Origin of the sequence: Bernardetia sp. Wsw4-3y2 (genome assembly GCF_037126295.1) — a bacterium.
Classification (GTDB): Bacteria; Bacteroidota; Bacteroidia; order Cytophagales; family Bernardetiaceae; genus Bernardetia.
In genome coordinates this window covers 4,793,042-4,812,307 of record NZ_CP147017.1, presented here as the reverse complement: position 1 = coordinate 4,812,307, position 19,266 = coordinate 4,793,042, and the positions used below count along the sequence as shown (strand labels likewise).

At 31.0% G+C, this 19,266-nt stretch carries 15 protein-coding genes and 1 riboswitch; of the genes, 8 read left to right on the top strand and 7 right to left on the bottom strand.

The window, feature by feature from the left end:
- Nucleotides 1-73 precede the first annotated feature (73 nt).
- The 3 genes from V9L05_RS20240 to V9L05_RS20230 all read left to right on the top strand — a co-directional run bounded on the left by V9L05_RS20240 (nt 74) and on the right by V9L05_RS20230 (nt 5,114).
- Nucleotides 74-976, top strand: coding sequence for an ABC transporter ATP-binding protein (locus V9L05_RS20240; RefSeq protein ID WP_338813695.1), 903 nt, complete (start codon nt 74-76; stop codon nt 974-976).
- A gap of 179 nt (nt 977-1,155) precedes the next feature.
- On the top strand, nt 1,156-4,782 hold the full coding sequence (locus V9L05_RS20235) for a M1 family aminopeptidase (protein ID WP_338813694.1): 3,627 nt from the start codon (nt 1,156-1,158) through the stop codon (nt 4,780-4,782).
- A 122-nt stretch (nt 4,783-4,904) separates the two neighbouring features.
- Nucleotides 4,905-5,114 carry a hypothetical protein gene (locus tag V9L05_RS20230; RefSeq protein ID WP_338813693.1) on the top strand — a complete coding sequence of 70 codons (210 nt, stop codon included), beginning with the start codon at nt 4,905-4,907 and terminating at the stop codon, nt 5,112-5,114.
- 128 nt (nt 5,115-5,242) lie between these two features.
- Here V9L05_RS20230 and V9L05_RS20225 read toward each other — a convergent pair whose 3' ends face one another.
- Nucleotides 5,243-6,340: a DUF5074 domain-containing protein gene (locus V9L05_RS20225; RefSeq protein WP_338813692.1), complete on the bottom strand. Its 1,098-nt coding sequence runs from the start codon at nt 6,338-6,340 to the stop codon at nt 5,243-5,245.
- Nucleotides 6,341-6,393: 53 nt separating this feature from the next.
- Nucleotides 6,394-6,700: riboswitch (cobalamin riboswitch) on the bottom strand.
- 599 nt (nt 6,701-7,299) lie between these two features.
- Here V9L05_RS20225 and V9L05_RS20220 point away from each other — a divergent pair.
- Both V9L05_RS20220 and V9L05_RS20215 read left to right on the top strand, forming a co-directional pair.
- Nucleotides 7,300-8,847: a SpoIIE family protein phosphatase gene (locus V9L05_RS20220; RefSeq protein ID WP_338813691.1), complete on the top strand. Its 1,548-nt coding sequence runs from the start codon at nt 7,300-7,302 to the stop codon at nt 8,845-8,847.
- A gap of 199 nt (nt 8,848-9,046) precedes the next feature.
- Nucleotides 9,047-10,018, top strand: coding sequence for a DUF4440 domain-containing protein (locus V9L05_RS20215; RefSeq protein WP_338813690.1), 972 nt, complete (start codon nt 9,047-9,049; stop codon nt 10,016-10,018).
- A 156-nt stretch (nt 10,019-10,174) separates the two neighbouring features.
- Here the strand turns inward: V9L05_RS20215 and V9L05_RS20210 are convergent, their stop codons facing one another.
- The 5 genes from V9L05_RS20210 to V9L05_RS20190 form a co-directional block, all read right to left on the bottom strand.
- Entirely contained in the window at nt 10,175-10,576 is a 402-nt protein-coding gene (locus tag V9L05_RS20210; protein ID WP_338791673.1) for a hypothetical protein, read from the bottom strand.
- A gap of 24 nt (nt 10,577-10,600) precedes the next feature.
- Nucleotides 10,601-11,008, bottom strand: a complete 408-nt coding sequence (locus V9L05_RS20205) for a hypothetical protein (RefSeq protein WP_338791674.1) — start codon at nt 11,006-11,008, stop codon at nt 10,601-10,603.
- A 63-nt stretch (nt 11,009-11,071) separates the two neighbouring features.
- Nucleotides 11,072-11,482: a hypothetical protein gene (locus V9L05_RS20200; protein ID WP_338813689.1), complete on the bottom strand. Its 411-nt coding sequence runs from the start codon at nt 11,480-11,482 to the stop codon at nt 11,072-11,074.
- A gap of 145 nt (nt 11,483-11,627) precedes the next feature.
- Entirely contained in the window at nt 11,628-12,038 is a 411-nt protein-coding gene (locus V9L05_RS20195; protein WP_338791676.1) for a hypothetical protein, read from the bottom strand.
- Between the two features lie 125 nt (nt 12,039-12,163).
- The gene (locus tag V9L05_RS20190) at nt 12,164-14,380 is read right to left on the bottom strand and encodes a 7TM diverse intracellular signaling domain-containing protein (RefSeq protein WP_338813688.1); all 2,217 of its coding nucleotides are present in this window, start codon (nt 14,378-14,380) and stop codon (nt 12,164-12,166) included.
- Between the two features lie 165 nt (nt 14,381-14,545).
- Between V9L05_RS20190 and V9L05_RS20185 the strand changes: the two genes are divergently transcribed.
- From V9L05_RS20185 to aroC, 3 genes are all read left to right on the top strand, one after another.
- The gene (locus V9L05_RS20185; protein ID WP_338813687.1) at nt 14,546-16,111 is read left to right on the top strand and encodes an MBOAT family protein; all 1,566 of its coding nucleotides are present in this window, start codon (nt 14,546-14,548) and stop codon (nt 16,109-16,111) included.
- Between the two features lie 81 nt (nt 16,112-16,192).
- Complete coding sequence (locus tag V9L05_RS20180; protein ID WP_338813686.1) at nt 16,193-16,717, top strand: transposase; 525 nt, start codon at nt 16,193-16,195, stop codon at nt 16,715-16,717.
- A gap of 49 nt (nt 16,718-16,766) precedes the next feature.
- The gene (aroC, locus tag V9L05_RS20175; RefSeq protein WP_338815428.1) at nt 16,767-17,843 is read left to right on the top strand and encodes a chorismate synthase; all 1,077 of its coding nucleotides are present in this window, start codon (nt 16,767-16,769) and stop codon (nt 17,841-17,843) included.
- Between the two features lie 125 nt (nt 17,844-17,968).
- Here the strand turns inward: aroC and rocF are convergent, their stop codons facing one another.
- Entirely contained in the window at nt 17,969-19,024 is a 1,056-nt protein-coding gene (gene rocF / locus V9L05_RS20170; protein WP_338813685.1) for an arginase, read from the bottom strand.
- Between the last annotated feature and the right edge of the window lie 242 nt (nt 19,025-19,266).

Here is a 19,266-nt window from a genome sequence, read left to right as displayed (position 1 = left end):
AACATATTACAAAAAAAGCACTCTATTACAGAAGTTAATTAAAAATCATTTTTCACTCACTTAACTACTTTTTATGCAATTAGTCATCAAAAATCTCAATAAAACTTACGCCAATGGCGTGCAAGCTCTTACAGATGTTTCCCTTACTATTAACAAAGGAATGTTTGGACTTTTAGGACCTAATGGAGCAGGAAAATCTTCTCTTATGAGAACAATAGCAACATTACAAGAAGCAGATAGTGGAGTAATTTCATTTCAATCTTCAACAGGAGAAATAAATGTCTTAGAACAAAAAGATAAAGTTCGTTCAATTTTGGGCTATTTACCTCAAGAATTTGGCGTTTATCCAAAAGTAAGTGCAGAGGTTTTATTGGATCACTTGGCAGTTTTGAAAGGAATTACAAATAAAAAAGAACGTAAAGAAGTAGTAGCTGCGCTTTTAAATAAGACAAATTTATACGATAAAAGAAAAAAGAATTTAGGAGGTTTTAGTGGAGGAATGAAACAGCGTTTCGGAATTGCTCAAGCTCTTTTAGCCAATCCAGAACTCATTATTGTAGATGAACCCACAGCAGGACTAGACCCAGCCGAACGAAATCGTTTTCATAATCTTTTGAGTGAACTTGGCGAAAACACAATTGTAATTCTTTCTACTCACATTGTAGATGATGTAAAAGAACTGTGTACGGATATGGCAATTATAAATAAAGGTGAAGTATTATTACAGATTCACCCTCTCAGAGCAATTGAAAAGCTAGAAAATAAGATTTGGAGAAAACGAATTGAAAGAAATGAAGTAGAAAGTTATGGAAAGAGAATGAATGTGATTTCCGATAGAATGAGCGCAGGAAAACCAGTCATTCATGTCTTTTCTGAAACGCAACCTGAAGACGGTTTCGAAATTGTTGAGGCTGATTTAGAAGATGTTTATTTTAATACAGTTAGCAGTCACCAGTTAGCAGTTACCAGCAAATAGTAACCAGTTAATTTCAATTATTCGTTTTTTGACTTTGACAATTCTTTTCAGAAGGCTGTCAATAGTTAGAAAGAATAGTGGATTACTGAAAACTACTAACAAAGTTTTTTAAAAAAACATGAGAACTCATTCCTGTAATTCGCTTATCACTTACCATTTATCACTAATCACTAAGAAATATGCTTTTAGAAGTCATTCGTTTCGAACTCAAATATAGGCTCAAGCGTCCTGCAACCTATCTTTATTTTGCCATTCTTTTTCTGCTTACACTTGCAGCCATGACAAGTGATTTTGTACAAATTGGTGGCGCAGCAGGACAAGTCAAAATAAATGCTCCTGTTACTCTTGCCGATACAATCCTGATTATTACAGCTTTTTTTAGTATGATAGTTTCGGCTATTATGGGAGTAGGAATTTTGCGTGATTTTGAACATAAAACCCATTCTATGCTCTTTACTACGCCTATTACTAAACGAGATTATTTATTTGGGCGTTTTATAGGTTCTTTTATAATTCTAATTTTTGTTTTTAGTGGTGCTTTCTTTGGAATGACTTTAGGTTATCTTAAATCATTTTCTGAGCCTGATCGTTTTTTAGCCTTTAATCTTTGGCATTATTTACAACCATTTTTACTTTTTGGTATAACAAACCTCTTTATTAGTGGAACAATTATGTTTGCTGGTGGTGCTTTGAGCCGTAAAATGTTAGTCGTTTATACACAAGGAATTTTACTTTTGGTGCTTTATATTGTTGCACTCCAACTTTCTAGCTCATTAGAATATAAAGATATTGTTGCTTGGCTAGATCCATTTGGAATTTCAGCTTTTAGAAGACAAACAGAATATTGGTCTATTGCACAGAAAAACTCGCAAACAGCACAACTTACAGGTTTTGTTTTGTATAATCGTTTGTTATGGCTCAGTATTGCTTTTGTATCTTTATTTGTTTTATACAAAGGTTTTGCCTTTCGTGTTGTTCGTCAGAGTTTTATAAAACCTAAAGCAGAAAAGAAAACGATTGCTACTTCAATTGTGCTTACCAAGTTACCTAAAGTAAATCTTCATTTTGGCTTTGGTGCAACCACTCAACACGTTTTCAAACTAACTATTTTCTATTTTAAAAGCCTTTTTAAAGAAGTTCCTTTTCTTGCTGTCGTAATTGCTGGAATGCTCATGACTTTTGCTGCTTCAATGAATATGAACAGACTTTATGGAGCATATTCTTTTCCTACAACGTATTCTGTTATAGAACTTATTCAAAGTCAGTTTACACTCTTTTTCTTAATTATTGCTGTTTTCTATACAGGAGAATTGGTTTGGAAAGAACGAGAAGCTAAAATGGATTTAATTCTTGATGCACTTCCTACACAAACATGGATTGGAATTATTAGTAAATTCTTTGGACTTGTTTTATCCTATTCTGTTTTGATTGTGATGCTAATTTTTACAGGCGTTTTGATACAAACTTTCAAAGGATATTATAATTATGAACTCGGTTTGTATTTCAAGACAATGTTTACCGATACACTTTCGATGCTCATTATTTACACTTTACTTGGCTTATTTGTACAAGTCATGGTCAATAATAAATTCATTGGATTTGCTACAATGATTATAATTTTTATTGTTGATGGTCTTTTACAATATATTGATGTAGAACATCCACTGTTTCACTTTGGAAGTGGAATGAGTTTAGGTACATATTCAGATATGAATACGTTTGGACATTTTGTAACTCCTTTTTCTTGGATGAGTGCCTATTGGATTATGTTTTCTATAGTTTTGTTGTTTTTAGCTATTTATTTCTCAGTAAGAGGAACAGAAACAAATCTTAAAACACGATTTGAAATTGGAAAATACAGAATCAATAAAATGTGGGTTGCTGGTCTTATGGTAAGTGTTGTTGCTGTTGTGTTTTTAGGTTCTTTTGCATTCTATAATACTAATATTTTGAATGAATATAAAAACTCTAAAGAGCAAGAAAAACAACAAGTAGCCTATGAAAAAGAATTGAAGCAATACAAAGATGTAGAATTACCAAAAATAACGGCTGCTAATCTTAAAGTTGATATTTTTCCAAGTGAAAGAAATGTAGTTGCTGAAGGTTATTTTACACTCAAGAACAAAACAGATAAACCTATAAAAGATATTCATATCCAAAAAGGAGACAGAGGAAATATCCGAACAGAATATCTGAAATTTTCAAAAGAAGTTGGTCTGAAAGATAAATTTGAAGAATTTAATTATGAAATCTATACACTTGCAAAACCTTTACAACCCAATGAAATCATGAAACTCAATTTTAAAATGGTTTTGGAAACAGAAGGATTTGTCACTCGTGGAAGTAATACACAAGTGGTAGAAAACGGAACATTCTTTAATAATGGCTTTTTTCCTTCTTTAGGATACAATGAAGGCTATGAAATTTCAAGTGATGACAAACGAAAAGAATATGATTTGCCAGAAAAAGAACGTATGCCAGCTCGTGAGGAAGAGAAATTTCATTCGCATAATCTTTTTGGAAATGATGCTGACATGATTGATTTTGAAATTGTTTTAAGCACTTCGCCTGACCAAATTGCCATTGCCCCAGGTTATTTACAGAAAGAGTGGACAGAAAATGATAGACGTTATTTCCATTACAAAATGGATGCTCCGATGGCTAATTTTTATGCTATGCAATCAGGTAGATATGAAGTAATGAAAGATATTTGGAAGTCAAAAACTGATTCGAATGGAACACAAAAAGAAGTTGCTCTTGAAATTTATTATCACAAAGAACATACAGCTAATTTGGATAGAATGATGAACGGAATGAAAGATGCTTTGTCTTATTTCTCTGAAAATTTTGGAGAATATCAACATCGCCAGTTGCGTATTATTGAGTTTCCTCGTTATCAATCGTTTGCTCAATCATTTGCCAATACAGTTCCTTATTCAGAGGAAATTGGTTTTATGTTAGATATGAAGCAAGAAGATGTTGATATGAATTATTATGTTACAGCACATGAAACAGCACATCAATGGTGGGGGCATCAAGTTACAGAAGCTCCTGTGCAGGGAAGTACAATGCTTTCTGAAACGCTGTCTCAATATTCGGCTTTGATGGTAATGAAACATAAATATCCTAAAGAACTTGTTCAAAAATTCTTGATATATGAGTTGAATAGTTATTTAAGAGGAAGAAGTAATGAAAAAAAGAAAGAGCTTCCTTTAGATTTGGTAGAAGGACAGCAATATATTCATTATCGTAAAGGTTCTTTGATTATGTATGCTTTGCAGGATTATATTGGCGAAGATAAAATAAATCTTGCCTTGAAAAATTATCTCAATAAATGGAAGTTTAGTGAAGGACACTATCCAACTACAACTGATTTGACCAACGAAATAAAAGCTGTTACCCCTGATTCGCTTCAATATTTGATTACTGATTTAGTAGAAAGCATTACTTTTTATGAAAATCAAGTCGAAAATGCAACTTATAAAGATTTGGGTAATGATATGTATGAAGTTACCTTAGAACTCTCTAGTGGAAAAGTAGTTGCAGATTCTTTAGGAAAAGAAACTGAATTGCCTTTGACTGAATGGATAGATATTGGAGTTTATGGAGAAGAACCAACCGAAGCAAATGCAGAAGGTTATAAGTTTGCTCCTCTTTTATATCTTGAAAAACATCAAATCACAAAAGAAAACTCTACATTAAAAATTAAAGTAAAAGGAAAGCCTGTAAAAGCTGGAATTGATCCTCTTAATAAACTTATCGACAGACACCCTGATGATAATGTCAAAAAAGTAGAGACAGAGTAGCCTTTATTTATTTGAAGTCAAAAGTCCAACAAAAAACCACTTTTAGAAAATAAACTCTAAAAGTGGTTTTTTATTTTTCTGATGTGTCTTCCTAATATTGTAGTGATGAATATCAAACAATTTTGACTAAAAATCGTATTCGGTGTAGTATTACAGAATCTTATAATTCCTACGAAAATGCAGTTGCAGAACATGTCAATGCATATTTTGAAACAAGAATTTTACTAGAAACTCAACAATCTTATTTGACTTGGATGAAACAACTGGTAGAGCAAAGCGTACAAATATATAATAAAGAATCAAGAAGAAAATGTTCAAATAAGAACCTATAAAAAAGAAAAATCAGACAGTTTAGAAACTGCCTGATGTATATATAATTTATCTAAAAAACTGTAACATTATTTCAAGACGAGACAACTTCTTTAATAGGGAGAAATAAAATAGTATTAATTTTAGATTATTAAGGAAGAAAAATAACTTCATTAGGACCTGCACTTGCAGTAAATGTATTTTTTAGAGTTCCTTTATTGTCATATTGTATTACTTCATTTCCTTCTGGACCTTGAAAATTAGCAATTCCTACCCAAATATCACCATTTGAAGGGTCAATACTTACCCCATAAGCACCATTCTGAATAATTGGAGTTGTAGCTTGAGCTGTCGCAGTAATAGGTAACTCATAGATTCCACTGCTAAAATTATAATACAAAATATCTTTGCTTGGATTAATAGCTAACTGTCCACCTACATTTTCACTTCCTGCATTCAATTGAATAGTAGTTTCGATACTATTTGTAGATGTATTTATCTTATAGATTGCTCCAGTTGAAGAACCAAAAGGAGATGCTGTCACCCAAATATCACCATTTTTATCTAAAAGCATATCTTTTGGACTATTTGGAGAAATATCAATTGTATTTTCTAATACATTGCTAGAAGGGTTATAAACTGAAATAGTAGAACCAAAAGTATTAGCAACAAATGCTTTTTTAGTCTTACTGTCAAACACTACATATTCAGCACCTGAACTAGCTTCTATTGTAGTAATAATTTTTTTTGTTTGAGTATCTATAACCAAAATTTTTGCAGGAATATCTCCAAAATTTCCCCAAGTAGTAATATATGCTTTATTGTTTCCAACATCAGCAAGATAACGAGGGTTTGCAAATTTGAAGGTGGTAGTATCAAAAATAGTTGCCTGTCTTTCGAATGTTCCTCTATGTACAACTTCAATTTTATCACTTCCACTTACCATCAAATAAGCTTCATCTTCCAAAATAGATATAGATTGAAGTTGATCTCCTAAACTATCACCAGTAACGGTCTGAAAAATTTGCTGAGTAACACTATTAGATGTAGAGATGTGTCCAACTGAAGAATTATTCATTCCAAAAACACCTTCATTAACTACTAAATAACCTTGTGCATATTTTCCCTCAAGAATATCAGGAGTATTTTCTCCGTCATCATTACAAGAAGAAAAAACAGAAACTGAAATAAGAACATACAAAAACAGAGTCCAAAAGTTTGGACGTAAATTAGAATTACGAATAGACATAAAAATTAAAAAGAATAAAATAAAATAATGACTCTAGTTTTTTCCCGAACTGAGAGTACAAGAATAGAAAAGGCAGGTCTCCTGACTGATTTGAAAAATTGCTGACCTTCCCACCTAAATCAATTACGAATTATGAAATAATCAGTGTAACTAATTAAAAATTACGAATTGAATAAATTTATAATTAGGCAGTGGTATGTAGAACACAATTATTTTTTGAAGTAGAATTACTTGATAACTATCAAAAAACCAAATTCACAGTTGCGGGTACAGTTACGGAATAAATCACATAAAATGATGACCGTATTCCCTTTTCAGTGTTTTTATATAAAAAACACCACCTTTTCAAGCTGCAAAGGTAGTGTTTTTTGTGAAATGATTTTGTATTATTTTATCGCCCTTTACTAGATTTATCTTATTTGTGTTTCTAGAGCCATAAAATGGGTGACTTCATTAGAATAAAGAGGAAAGATTTGAACTTGACAAGTATAAGGCGTTTTATCTTTTTTATAATTGACAACTGATATTTTAAAAAGTTTTCTTTTTTGAAGGTTCACTTTGACTTCCTTTCTTGATGGTCGTCGGTAGAGACACCAACAACGGCTATAGCTCTTATACTCCTCCAGACATAATTAGTGAGTGTCTAATCGGAATTCCTATTTGGATTTTATATGAAATAAGTATTCTTAATTTCGGCTTCTATTCAAAAGAATAGAAATATAGCAATTGCAAAAGCTGAAAAATTAAGACAAATGGAATAAAATAATTTCTAATTTTATATAATTTTTCTAATAAATCAGAAAATTTATAAAACTATATCTATATAATCTAGTTATGTCTCCAACTATTACCTCCTAGCCTTTATACTATTTTTCAATCATTATTTTTTGTATGTTATTTAATAAAAAACAAGCTACAAAGAAGGCAATAGTCATTTTTTAAACTCTCTTAGATAGTTCATGCTAGATTCTATTCCATTTTTACGTGTTCCAAAACACTTAGCTCCTGAAAAGCACCGAGATTTTGCTATTCTTACGATGGTAGGAGTTTTAGGTTTTTCTGCTCATGTAGTATTTTTGATATGCTTTCTGATTTTTGGAGTATATTCAATGGCATATTTTAATATAGCTAGTTGTTTTCTTTTTGCTGTTATTTTTATGGCAAACAGACAAATTGACTCAAATACGTCTACACTATTAACTGTTGCTATAGGAGAAATTATTCTTCACGCTATTTGTGCAGTTATTATTATAGGCTGGGATTCTAACTTTCATTATTATCTATTTTTGGCAATGATGACTTCGTTTTTAACAGGTCGTTTTGGTATGACTTCTTATATTTCTAATGGGATTGCTTTTTTTTCTTATCTAGCTCTTTATTTTTATACTTCTAATTTTGCACCTCTACAAGAAATTTCAGAAACAGGAGTATTTACATTTGGAATAATGAATTTAATAAGTGCTGGTATAATGGTAGTTACAATTACAGCTTATTTCAATTATGTAGCCAGCGAATCAGCTAGAAAATTTATAGCTTCAAATGCCGAACTTTCCCAACAAACGGAAGAGTTAAAGACACAATCTGAAAAATTAAGTAAAGCCAATACACATACAATGGATAGCATTAAGTATGCCCTGCGTATTCAAGAAGCAATGCTTCCTTCATCAAAGGAATTAACTCAAATTTTGGGAAATGAAAATTATATGGTGTTTTATAGTCCTAAAGACATTATTTCAGGCGATTTTTTTTGGTGTAAAGAGGTAAAAAACAAAAAAATAATTGCTCTTGGAGACTGTACGGGGCACGGCGTTCCAGGGGCAATGCTTACAATGATAGGAGAAAGCCTTTTGAATAGTATTATAGAAAAAGGAATTACACAACCTTCTCTTATTTTAGATGCTTTACAAGATTATTTTTCTACGTTATTTATCAGTAGAAATGATGTGAGAGATGGAATGGATATTTCTATTTGTACAATTGATAGTAATCAAAATCAACTCTCTTTTGCAGGTGCTAAAGCTCCTCTTACTTATATACAGAATGGAAAAATAAAGGCGATAAAAGGAGATAGAATGAGTATAGGACAAACATTTACTCGTAAGTTTATACCTAGAGATTTTACAAATCATCAGATAGATATTTCTATTCCAACTACTTTTTATATGTATTCTGATGGTTATCAAGACCAATTTGGAGGAAAAAATAATACAAAATTTTATAGTAAAAATTTAAGAAAACTTCTGCTAGAAATTTATGAGCAGCCTATGAAAAAACAGCGTCTTGTCTTTAAAAGAACCCTTTTTAAATGGAGAAATCTAAATAAACAAACTGACGATGTTACCATACTTGGATTTAAAATCAATCCTAATGAATCGCAAGAAAAAACAAAGAGCATAGAAGAACAAATAATTGAAAATGAATATAATGATGATAAAATAAGTGATGAAATTATTCAAAAACAATTAGAAATTCGAAAAATTTTGTATGAAGAAAATTATCGAAGTTAGTTAGAAATTGTTTAAGACCAGAACACGGATAAAGTGTTCATTCTTCCATAAAATGTCCATTCTTAAATAACTTCAAAGTATATATAGAACCAAAATTATAAAAAGGCTTTTAAACTTATTTAGTTTGAAAGCCTTTTTTGTTGTTTATTTTTTTAACTTGAGCTAGAAAAATTCTTTGAATAAAAAAACATTCAATCAAATGAAAACAAATACACTAGTATCATTTTTTATCTTGTTGCTTTTCTCTATCTCAATTTGTAAAGCTCAAAGCACTTATAAAAATGAACCTTCATTAGAAAATCAGTATGGCACACCAAATGCAGATGCACCAAAAGAAATTTTAGATTATGCTGATTTAATTGGAAAATGTAATTGCAAATCAGTCAGTCGAATTAATCAGACAGAATGGTCAGATACAGTTGCCATGACTTGGGAATTCAAATATATCATGAATGGAATGGCTATTCAAGACCAAACTCTAAAGGCTGATGGAAAACATTCAGGCAGTATTCGTCAGTTTAATTCAGATAGTTCTCGTTGGTATGTGCATTATTATAGTAGCTCAGTAGCTATTCCTATTATGTCGGTTTGGGAAGGAAATAAAAATGAACAAGGTGATATAGTTTTGTATAAAAATCAACCTTCACCAACTGGTGCAGCAGGTTTTTACAAAATTGTGTTCTCAAATATTTCTAAAGAGAGCTTTGATTGGACAGGAGCTTGGGTAAGCAAAGATGAATCTATCATTTATCCAACTTGGAAGATATTTTGCAAAAAACAAGTTCAACTCACAGCACACCAAGAAAAAGAAATTATATTGAAAAATATAGATGCTTTTTCTAAAGCTTATATGAATGCTGACTTTGAGGCGATTGCAAATTCTTATTCTATTGATGCCAAGATTTTCCCTAGTGGTTCGGATATTATTGATGGACGAGAAGCGATAAAAGAAAAGTGGATTATCAAAGATGGAAGCAAAATTCTGAATCATAAAATTACACCTTTAGAGATAAAATTAGTAGGTGATTATGCCTATGATTTTGGATACTACGAAGGAGAATCAGAATCTAAAGAAGGAGAAAAATCTAGTTTTAAGGGAAAGTACGTCATTGTTTGGAAAAAAACAGAGGGAAAATGGAAAATGTATTTGGATATTTGGAATAGAATTTAAAATTATTTTTATCAACATTTTTATATATATTTTCTCAAACAATTCAATTTTAATTGGATTGGTAATTTTATAATTCATTCTATTTTAGTGTATCATATTGCAAGGTTTATTGTATGAAGTAGCAAAAATAAGATAAAAAAATTTCGTGCGTTTGCTCTAGTCTTTTTTGATTTTATCTAAAAAATTTTCAGCATCTTCTACTGTATAGAATATATTTTGAGGAAGAGAGGAACGCTCAGCAATTCTTCCAAACTGTAAATTTACAATATCATTATTTGGCAAAACTCTAGCAACCTTTAAAAGTCCGTTCTCAGTTACATACTTTTGAATTTCTTCATGATATTTATCTAACTTTGGAGACTGTATTTGCATATTTCTGATATCTGATAGAATAGTAAAATTAGGTTGAATTTCTTTAATTACATCTTTCCAATCAGATAAAAAAATATCCATATCTTCTATTTTCCAAACTCCTTTTTGAAGTCGAAAGTAGACACGGTTTTTTGATGTATCAATAGAAAACATATAATTTTTTCTGTCAATTAATTTTATTTTCATTTTACAATAAATTTTTTTTATGTTTTATCTACATTCATCCAAAAACTTATCTAAAAATCTATCAGCTAGTTCGTATGTTTCGAATCTACTTATCGGAACTCCAGAATGTTGAGCAATACGAGCCATTTGCAAATTAGAAATATCATTTTCTGCTACAATTTCAGCAATATGACAAAGTCCATTTCTAGAAACATACTCTTGCATATTTTCAAAAACTTTTACCATTTGGCGAGACAAAATAGGCATCAAACGAAAATCACAAATGATGGTAAAGTCTACAGTTATTTTGTTTATTATTTCATGCCATTCTTCAAAAAAATGACAAAAATCATCTTCATCGTTCCATTTTTGGAGTATAGAAAGGTAGACTCTATTTTTTGAATAATCTACTTCTAGTGTATAGTAAATATTTTTTGATACTTGATTTTTCATAAACAGTTTCTAATAATTATAAGTAAGTTTACAAAGATAGAATTTATTTATGATGTTATTCCCCTAATTTTTATACTTTTTTTCTTGTTGATTTAGATATTCTTCTGCTTCCTCAAGAGAGGTAAACATATTTTTGGGAATTTTATTCTTATCTTCCAAACGATCAATTTGTATATTAGAAATGTCATTTATTGCTGCTACTTCTGCTACATGAAACAGTCCTTTTTCTGTAAAATAATTATGTGTTTTAGAAAATAGAGCTGCAATTTCTTTAGATAAAATTGGCATTACTCTCAAATCAGAAAGAATTGTAAAATTAGTTTCAAGCGACTCCACAGCTTGTTTCCACTCTTCAAAGAAAGTAGGGAAATCTTCAATTCCATTCCAAGGAGCAAGAACATAAAAATAAGCTCTATTCTTTGTTTTATCTATTTGTATATGATAATATTGAGTCTTTGCAATATCTATTTTCATCTTTTTATCTCTTTTTTTTACTAGAGAATAAGTTCTTTAAATTTTGTTTATTAAGTAAATTCCACTAGCCACAATATCATATATTTGGTTTTGTGTTTTGCTAATTAATTACAATTAAATTTCAACTATATCTTGATAAAAAAGACTACATATTCAAATTAGCTACTAATTGGTCAAGATAATTTTCAGCTTCCTCTTCAGTTTTGAATTTATTGACAGGCATTTGATTACGTTCAGAAAGTCTGTGTATTTGCAAATTCGAAATATCATCAACTGCTGCTGTTTCTGCAAGAGCAATAAGCCCATTCTCTATCAAATAACTTTGAATTCGTCCAAAAAGAGCCTCTATATCATAATTCAACTTTGGCATCAATCTCAAATCAGAATGAATTGTAAAATTTGGTTTCATTCTTTTTGCTGTTTCTATCCATACCTCTTCAAAATTCTCAAAATCTTTTATTCCAGACCATTTAGCTAATACTGCAAAATAAATCCTGTTTTTTGAAAGGTTTACTTCTATACAATAATGTTCCGTTTTTAATACTTCTGTTTTCATGATGAGATATTCTTATTTAATGTGAACTTATTGAGACACCAACGATTTTATAGAGTGGTTTGTTGATAGTGTTACACTAGAATAGCAACAAAGGTAAAGTTTTTCTATCAAAACAGATTTTTTTTTTAGCCTACATAAATTCCCATCACCAAAATATCATCTGTTTGTTTTTCGGTCTGTTTCCAGTCTTCCAAAATCTGATTTAAGGTATTTTCTTGTTCTGAAATAGGAAGTTTACTTATTTCTAACAAAAGTTCTCTAAACCGTTTTTTCATGAATTTCCTAATTTCACTTTGTCCATCTTTTGGCTTTCCAAATTGGTCTTGAAAACCATCACTTGCCATATAAAGTGTTGTTTGAGGAGGAAGAATAAATGTAGATGTTTCAAAGCTTTTTTCTTTTCGCTTTTTATAATTTGATTTTCCTCCTCCAATAGCATGTTTTGAGCCTTTTACTTCTTGTATTGTTCCATGTTCTACTAAATACAATGGATTTTTTGCGCCTGCAAACTTTACTGTTCGGGTTGTGTGGCAATAATTAATAATAGAAATATCCATTCCATCTCTAGTATTTTGATTTCTAAATGTAGCTTCTACTTTTTCATCAAGAAGTTTTAAAACTTCATTTGGCTGAGTTACTTGTTTATTAATTACAATTTCTGTCAATAAATCATTTCCCATAACCGTCATAAATGCCCCTGGAACGCCATGACCTGTACAATCTGCACAAACGACAATAGAATGTATTTTTTCATTAACAATCAATTTGGTAAACCAATAAAAATCTCCAGAAACAATATCACGAGGTTTAAACAATACGAAACTCTCAAGAAATAAATCCTCTAAACCATTTTTGTCTCCTAAAATTGATTGCTGAATTCGTGCAGCATAACGAATGGAATCTGTAATATGTTGATTTTTTTCCTCCAAAATGTGACTTTGCTGTTCTAATTCAGTATTTCGCTCATTTACTTCAAGAGTTCTTTCAGCTACTTTGTGTTCCAAATTTATTGTTAAATCTTCTACTCTATTAAAAGCTCTTGAAAAACGTTTGGCAAGAATTCCCATTTGTAAAAGAATAAAAGCACCAAAGCCAAATTGAATCAAGTCAAAATATGAGGTTAGCGAAATTCCTACTGTATTTAGTCCATCATGTATGCCTGTAAGCAGTAAAAATGCAATACCTAGAGTTTGCCAAAGCGTTTCATCTCGTTTTTTGTAAATAGCTGTTCCTAATATAATCACACCAAAAAGGATTGCAATAACCATCTGAACAATCTGTAAATACTGTATAAATTGAAGGAAAATATAAGTCGGTAAAAGCAAAAACAACAGACTCAAAGCAGCCAAACCTCCAGAAACAGGAAACATAAACTTTTTAGCCTCTCTTGGATAAAGTGATTGCAAATATAAAATAGCTGTTGGAAAAAGCAAGAAAAACGAACCGTAATAAAATCTTGGTTGAAGACTTGAATCAAAACTTGTATGCAAATGAAGATATTCGTAAAAATAATGGTCTGCAAAAATCAGATGAATAACTCCTAAAAAGAAAGTCAAAAGCCCAAAATATAATGTCGATTTTTGTTTTGGGCGAAAAAGAAACAAAACAAAATGATAAACAGCAATAAAAAATAGAAGTCCAAGCCAAATTCCACTCCATGTCTGCTTTATTTCCTTAGTTTGTAACAGATTTTTGTATATTCCAATTTTGAAATTTTCAAGAATTCCACCAATAAAAAAGTCAGGATTTGCTACTTGTACAACAATATCTAGTTCTGCATTTTCTCCCTCTAACATAAGTAAGTCTCCCAAAAAAACATCATCAGCTTCTTTTGCATTTGTTGTCATTTTGCCTGCCTCATAAATTAATTTTTGATTGACAAATACTTTGTTTGCAGACCATATTTTAGGAATTTTGATAGCCAAATTTTTACGCAGATTTCTAGGCAATTTTACTTGAATTCGGTACGTTGCTGCACCTCTTGATGGATAATTTTCTCCCGTTTTTGGGTCTTTATAGGTATTCCATGATGTTGGAACAAGTACATATTGAAACTCTTTTTGCTCTTCTATATTTTTAGGTAAAATCCATTTATTCCAAAAAAATTGCCACTCACCTTTCAATATAATTACTTCTTCTGAGTCCATTATTTTATCTGAAAGATCTATTATTCCTTTTTCAGATTCGATAGAAAGTTCTTTTTGATAAGAACAAGAAGAAAATAAAAAAACCAATAGAATTCCTAGCACAAAATGAATTCTAAAAATCATTTGAACAGACAAAAACCTAAGTAAATAGGAAGATAAATATGGAAATGTATTTTTTAATGTATAGTTTTGCATTTGGAAAGGCAGATGGATACTCAAATAAAACAGTTCAATAAATCTAAATTACAATAAAAATAAATAAATCCATTACCTATTTATATTTCAAATTTGTTAAAGTATTTTTTGCAAAAAATAATCCTATAAAAAACACTTAAAGTTTAATAGCTTTAAAGATACAATATGATAGAATTAGAAAGATTACTACATCATCTCTTAAATCAGTTTTTAGTTTATACTCAAAATGCTCCTCTACTTTTTAATAGTGGTATTTTTTTGGTTCTTTTTCTTATTTTTTATGGTGGATATATTCTTCTTTACAAAAATGATTTGTTGAGAATTGTTTATGTCATTGCTTTTAGTTTTTTTTTCTATTACAAATCTAGTGGAGGATTTGTTTTTTTACTTGGTTTTTCTGCTCTTTTCAATTATTTAAGTGGGTTCTTAATAGATTCTTTTCAGCTAAAACGAAACAGAAAAATAATACTTTGGATTAGTATTTTAGTAAACGTAGCTTTACTTTTTTACTTCAAATATACTTTTTTCTTTCTCAAAAACTGGAATGCAATTACTTCTCAAAATATTCAATTAGAATCTATTTTTCTTCCTATTGGAATATCTTTTTTTACATTTCAAGCTATTAGTTATGTTGTTGATGTCTATAAAAAAGAAATTCCTGCTTGTCGAAACTTATTTGACTTCACCTTTTATCTTAGTTTTTTTCCTCAACTTGTGGCAGGTCCTATAGTTAGGGCAAAAGATTTTTTACCACAAATTCGCCAAAAATTAGAATTTGATTCGGTTAACTTAGGTTGGGGACTTTTTTGGATTTTGAAAGGACTCTTTAAGAAAGCTGTTTTGGCTGATTATTTGGCTCAGTATGTAGATTTGATTTATTCGAATGAAGCAGGTTATACAGGCTTTGAGCATCTTTTGGCAATGTATGGCTATACCATTCAGATTTATTGTGATTTTTCAGGTTATTCGGATATGGCAATCGGACTCGCCATGCTGATGGGTTATGAGCTTTGTATCAATTTTGACCGTCCGTATTTGGCTACTTCAATTACAGAGTTTTGGAGACGTTGGCATATTTCACTTTCTACTTGGCTGCGTGATTATATTTATATTCCTTTAGGTGGAAATCGTCATGGCATTTTGAGAATGTATCTGGCTCTTATGGCGACAATGCTGATTGGTGGTTTTTGGCATGGTGCAGATTGGAAATTTGTTTTTTGGGGAGCTATGCATGGAGTGGGTTTAGTTGTTCATAAACTTTACTTGACACTTATTTTAGAATTTAAGAAAAATAATTTAGACGATTATAATATAAATAATAATCAGAAAATAGGCTTCTTGAAGAAAACAATTCTTTCTACTTCTGATAATCTATTTAATTCATTAAAAAATAGTATTGGATGGATTATGACATTTCATTTTGTGGCTTTTTTATGGGTTTTCTTTAGAGCAGAGAGTTTTGAAAAAGCATGGTTTTCTATTCATAAAATCTTAACCACAACAGATTTTGATTATGCGCTTCCTTTTTGGGAAACTCGTCCTTTATTTATTGTAATGCTTATTCTAGGATTAGTTGCACATTTTAGTTCAAAATTATCGTATCAAAACTTAGGGAATTATTTTGCTTCGCTTCCCTTTTGGGCAAAAGCTGTTTGTTATTTAATCGTTGTTCAGATTATTTTGCAAACGCAATCTGAAGGGGTACAGCCGTTTATTTATTTTCAGTTTTGATTTTTCATTTCTGGTTCAAGCGTCGACGCTTGAACCAGAAATGAAAAATCCCTTGAACCAGTTATATAAAATCAATATAATATGCGTCGAATCACTCATTCTGGTTGTTACAATTTTATTACACTAACAGTTGTAAATTGGATTGATATTTTTACACGTATTGAATACAAAGATTTTATCATTAAGAGTTTAAAGCATTGTCAAAAAAATAAAGGATTAGAAATTTATGCTTATGTTATCATGACGAATCATTTGCATTTGGTAGTCAGAGATATACATATTCCATTATCTGATATTTTGCGTGATTTTAAAGGATATACTTCAAAAGAGCTTTTTAGAATGATAAATCTAAATGAGAAAGAAAGTAGAAAAATTTGGCTACTACGACTTTTCGCAGAAGCAGGAAAAGAAAACCCTTTGAACTTAAATCATCAAATTTGGCAAAATGGAAGTTATCCTGTCGCACTTATTGGAAACAATATTATTCAACAAAAAATAAATTATACTCATCAAAACCCTGTAAAGGCTGGATTTGTAGAGGAAGCAAGCAAATATTTTTATAGTAGTGCAAATCCATTAAGTCCTTTAGAAATAATAAAATTTTAAGTACTCACTAGTTCAAGCGTCGACGCTTGAACTAGTAAAAAAAACATTCATTTTGAATACATTCGGACATATTTTTAGAATAACCACTTTTGGAGAATCTCACGGCGAAGGTATAGGTGTTGTCATAGACGGCTGTCCTGCTGGTTTGGAGATAGATTTGGAATTTCTAGCAAGTGAAATGAAACGCAGAAAACCGGGGCAATCCAAAATAACAACTCCTCGCAAAGAAAAAGATGACCTACAAATTTTATCAGGAATCTTTGAAGGAAAAAGCACTGGAACTCCTTTAGCTATTTTTATTCCTAATCAAGACCAAAAAAGTGGCGATTATTCACACATTGCTACAAAATTCCGTCCTTCTCATGCAGATTATACCTACCAACAAAAATATGGAAACCGAGATTATAGAGGTGGTGGAAGAAGCTCAGCAAGAGAAACAGCTGCACGAGTAGCAGCAGGAGCAGTAGCAAAATTATTCTTAAAATCAAAAGGAATTTCTATTCAAGGCTATGTCTCACAAGTGGGAAACATTACATTGCAAAAGGATTATTCAGAATTGGACTTTTCTAAGCACAATCAAAATCAAGAGAATATTATTCGCTGTCCAGATGAAGAAACAGCAGAAAAAATGATTGATTTAATAGAAAAAGTCAAAAATGAAGGCGATACAATTGGTGGAGTGGTTTCTTGTGTCTTAGAAAATGTTCCTGTTGGTTTGGGAGAGCCTGTTTTTGACAAACTACATGCTGAACTAGGAAAAGCAATGTTGAGTATAAATGCCGTAAAAGGATTTGAATACGGAAGTGGCTTTGAAGGCGTAAAACTCAAAGGTTCAGAACATAACGACGAGTTTTATACCGATAAAAACGGAAAAGTTCGTACAAAAACAAATCATTCAGGAGGAATACAAGGAGGAATTAGTAATGGCGAAGATATTTATTTCAAAGTTGCTTTTAAGCCTGTCGCTACTCTGATGCAAGACCAAGAAAGTGTTGATACAGAAGGAAATAAAGTTGTAGTTTCTGGAAAAGGAAGACATGACCCTTGTGTAGTTCCTAGAGCTGTTCCGATTGTGGAAGCGATGGCTGCCCTTGTGATTGCTGATTTTTATTTGAGAAAGAAATGAGGTTAATTAAAAATGAATAATTACGACTTGATAAATCAGCGTAGCTAATTAGGTATTAAATAACTAGCTACACTGATTTTCAATTCATAATTTACAATTTATAATTCACCATTCACAATTTGATTCTACTCTTCTTCTTCAGCAATTTCCTCTGCAATCGTTCTAAAATATCCTTCTAATTCAGATGGATTGCGTGGATGTTGTGTATCCAATTTTTGACGAGTAGAGCTTTCTCTTGATTCAGAAAGGCTATCAGTTACATATTCCAAAATATCAAATGCTTCTTCTGCCATTGCATTTTCCCAGTCTAAAGTAGGGTTTACTTCTACCATTTCCCAAGCACAAACTTTATCATTACTTATCAAAATTGAGTTGAGTTGTTTGGCCTGTTCTACACTAAGTCCATTTTCAACTGGTGTTCCTGTTCCTTCTGATATTTTTGGGTCAAGACTATCGACATCAAAAGAAATATAAATCAAATCACAATGTCCTAAATGCTCCAAAACTTCGCTAGAAATCTGTTCTACCCCTTTTGAATTAACTTCTGAAGTAGGAAAATTACGAATCCCATACTTATTCATCAAAAACTCTTCTTCTTCTTCTACATCTCTAACTGAAACAAAAACAATGTCTTGAGGAAGAACATTTTGTCCGTTTCCTCCAATATGTTTGAGTTTGTTCCACCACTTTACAGTATCTTTATGTGGCTCATTTCTACGAGATTCTTTGTTATCTTCTCCTGTAGCAATTGCCAGAGGCATTCCATGAATATTTCCAGAAGGAGTAGTATAAGGTGAGTGTAAATCTGCGTGTGCATCTATCCAAATTACACCTAGTCTTTTGTCAGGATAAGCTAGTTTAATTCCTGCTATCGAACCTGCTGCTGTAGAATGATCGCCAGCCAAAATCAATGGAAAGTAACCATCTTCGATGGCATCTCTTACAGCTTCACAAGTTCTACGTTCTACTTTATAGACCGAATCTACATGTTTTGCATGGTCATAAGGCGTAGATTCAAAAAGAGCATCATTTTCAGTTTCTACCTCTGCAATATCAAAACGAATAAAATAATCGCTTCCTTTATCCAAACAAGCTGTTTTGAGTGCATCCACTCCCATACTTGCCCCTCGTGTTCCTGCTCCTAATTCTGAACGTACTTCAATAAGTTTTATAAAATCCATATAATTTTTGTATTGATAAAATTTGTGTCCTGTATTTATGTGTTATTTTCAAGTTATAATTTGATTTAATTGACAATTGTGTATAAAATAATCAACAATTAAATAAAACGATTCTGAAAGTTTGAAATATAGGAAATTCAAATTCAAAATGCTATTTCCTCAATAAATTTTGAGTATAAATGAAGGCAAAAAGTGCCTATTTTTTTCATTTTGCAAAAGTAATCAAAATCCCCTAAAGAAAA

Bases quoted from the DNA above. Each gene is read 5' to 3' on its own strand.
- V9L05_RS20215 (WP_338813690.1), top strand. From the start codon at position 9,047: ATGAAAACAAATACACTAGTATCATTTTTTATCTTGTTGCTTTTCTCT.
- V9L05_RS20205 (WP_338791674.1), bottom strand. From the start codon at position 11,008: ATGAAAAATCAAGTATCAAAAAATATTTACTATACACTAGAAGTAGAT.
- V9L05_RS20210 (WP_338791673.1), bottom strand. From the start codon at position 10,576: ATGAAAATAAAATTAATTGACAGAAAAAATTATATGTTTTCTATTGAT.
- V9L05_RS20200 (WP_338813689.1), bottom strand. From the start codon at position 11,482: ATGAAAATAGATATTGCAAAGACTCAATATTATCATATACAAATAGAT.
- V9L05_RS20225 (WP_338813692.1), bottom strand. From the start codon at position 6,340: ATGTCTATTCGTAATTCTAATTTACGTCCAAACTTTTGGACTCTGTTT.
- V9L05_RS20195 (WP_338791676.1), bottom strand. From the start codon at position 12,038: ATGAAAACAGAAGTATTAAAAACGGAACATTATTGTATAGAAGTAAAC.
- rocF (WP_338813685.1), bottom strand. From the start codon at position 19,024: ATGGATTTTATAAAACTTATTGAAGTACGTTCAGAATTAGGAGCAGGA.
- V9L05_RS20190 (WP_338813688.1), bottom strand. From the start codon at position 14,380: ATGCAAAACTATACATTAAAAAATACATTTCCATATTTATCTTCCTAT.
- V9L05_RS20180 (WP_338813686.1), top strand. From the start codon at position 16,193: ATGCGTCGAATCACTCATTCTGGTTGTTACAATTTTATTACACTAACA.
- V9L05_RS20235 (WP_338813694.1), top strand. From the start codon at position 1,156: ATGCTTTTAGAAGTCATTCGTTTCGAACTCAAATATAGGCTCAAGCGT.
- V9L05_RS20185 (WP_338813687.1), top strand. From the start codon at position 14,546: ATGATAGAATTAGAAAGATTACTACATCATCTCTTAAATCAGTTTTTA.
- V9L05_RS20220 (WP_338813691.1), top strand. From the start codon at position 7,300: ATGCTAGATTCTATTCCATTTTTACGTGTTCCAAAACACTTAGCTCCT.
- V9L05_RS20240 (WP_338813695.1), top strand. From the start codon at position 74: ATGCAATTAGTCATCAAAAATCTCAATAAAACTTACGCCAATGGCGTG.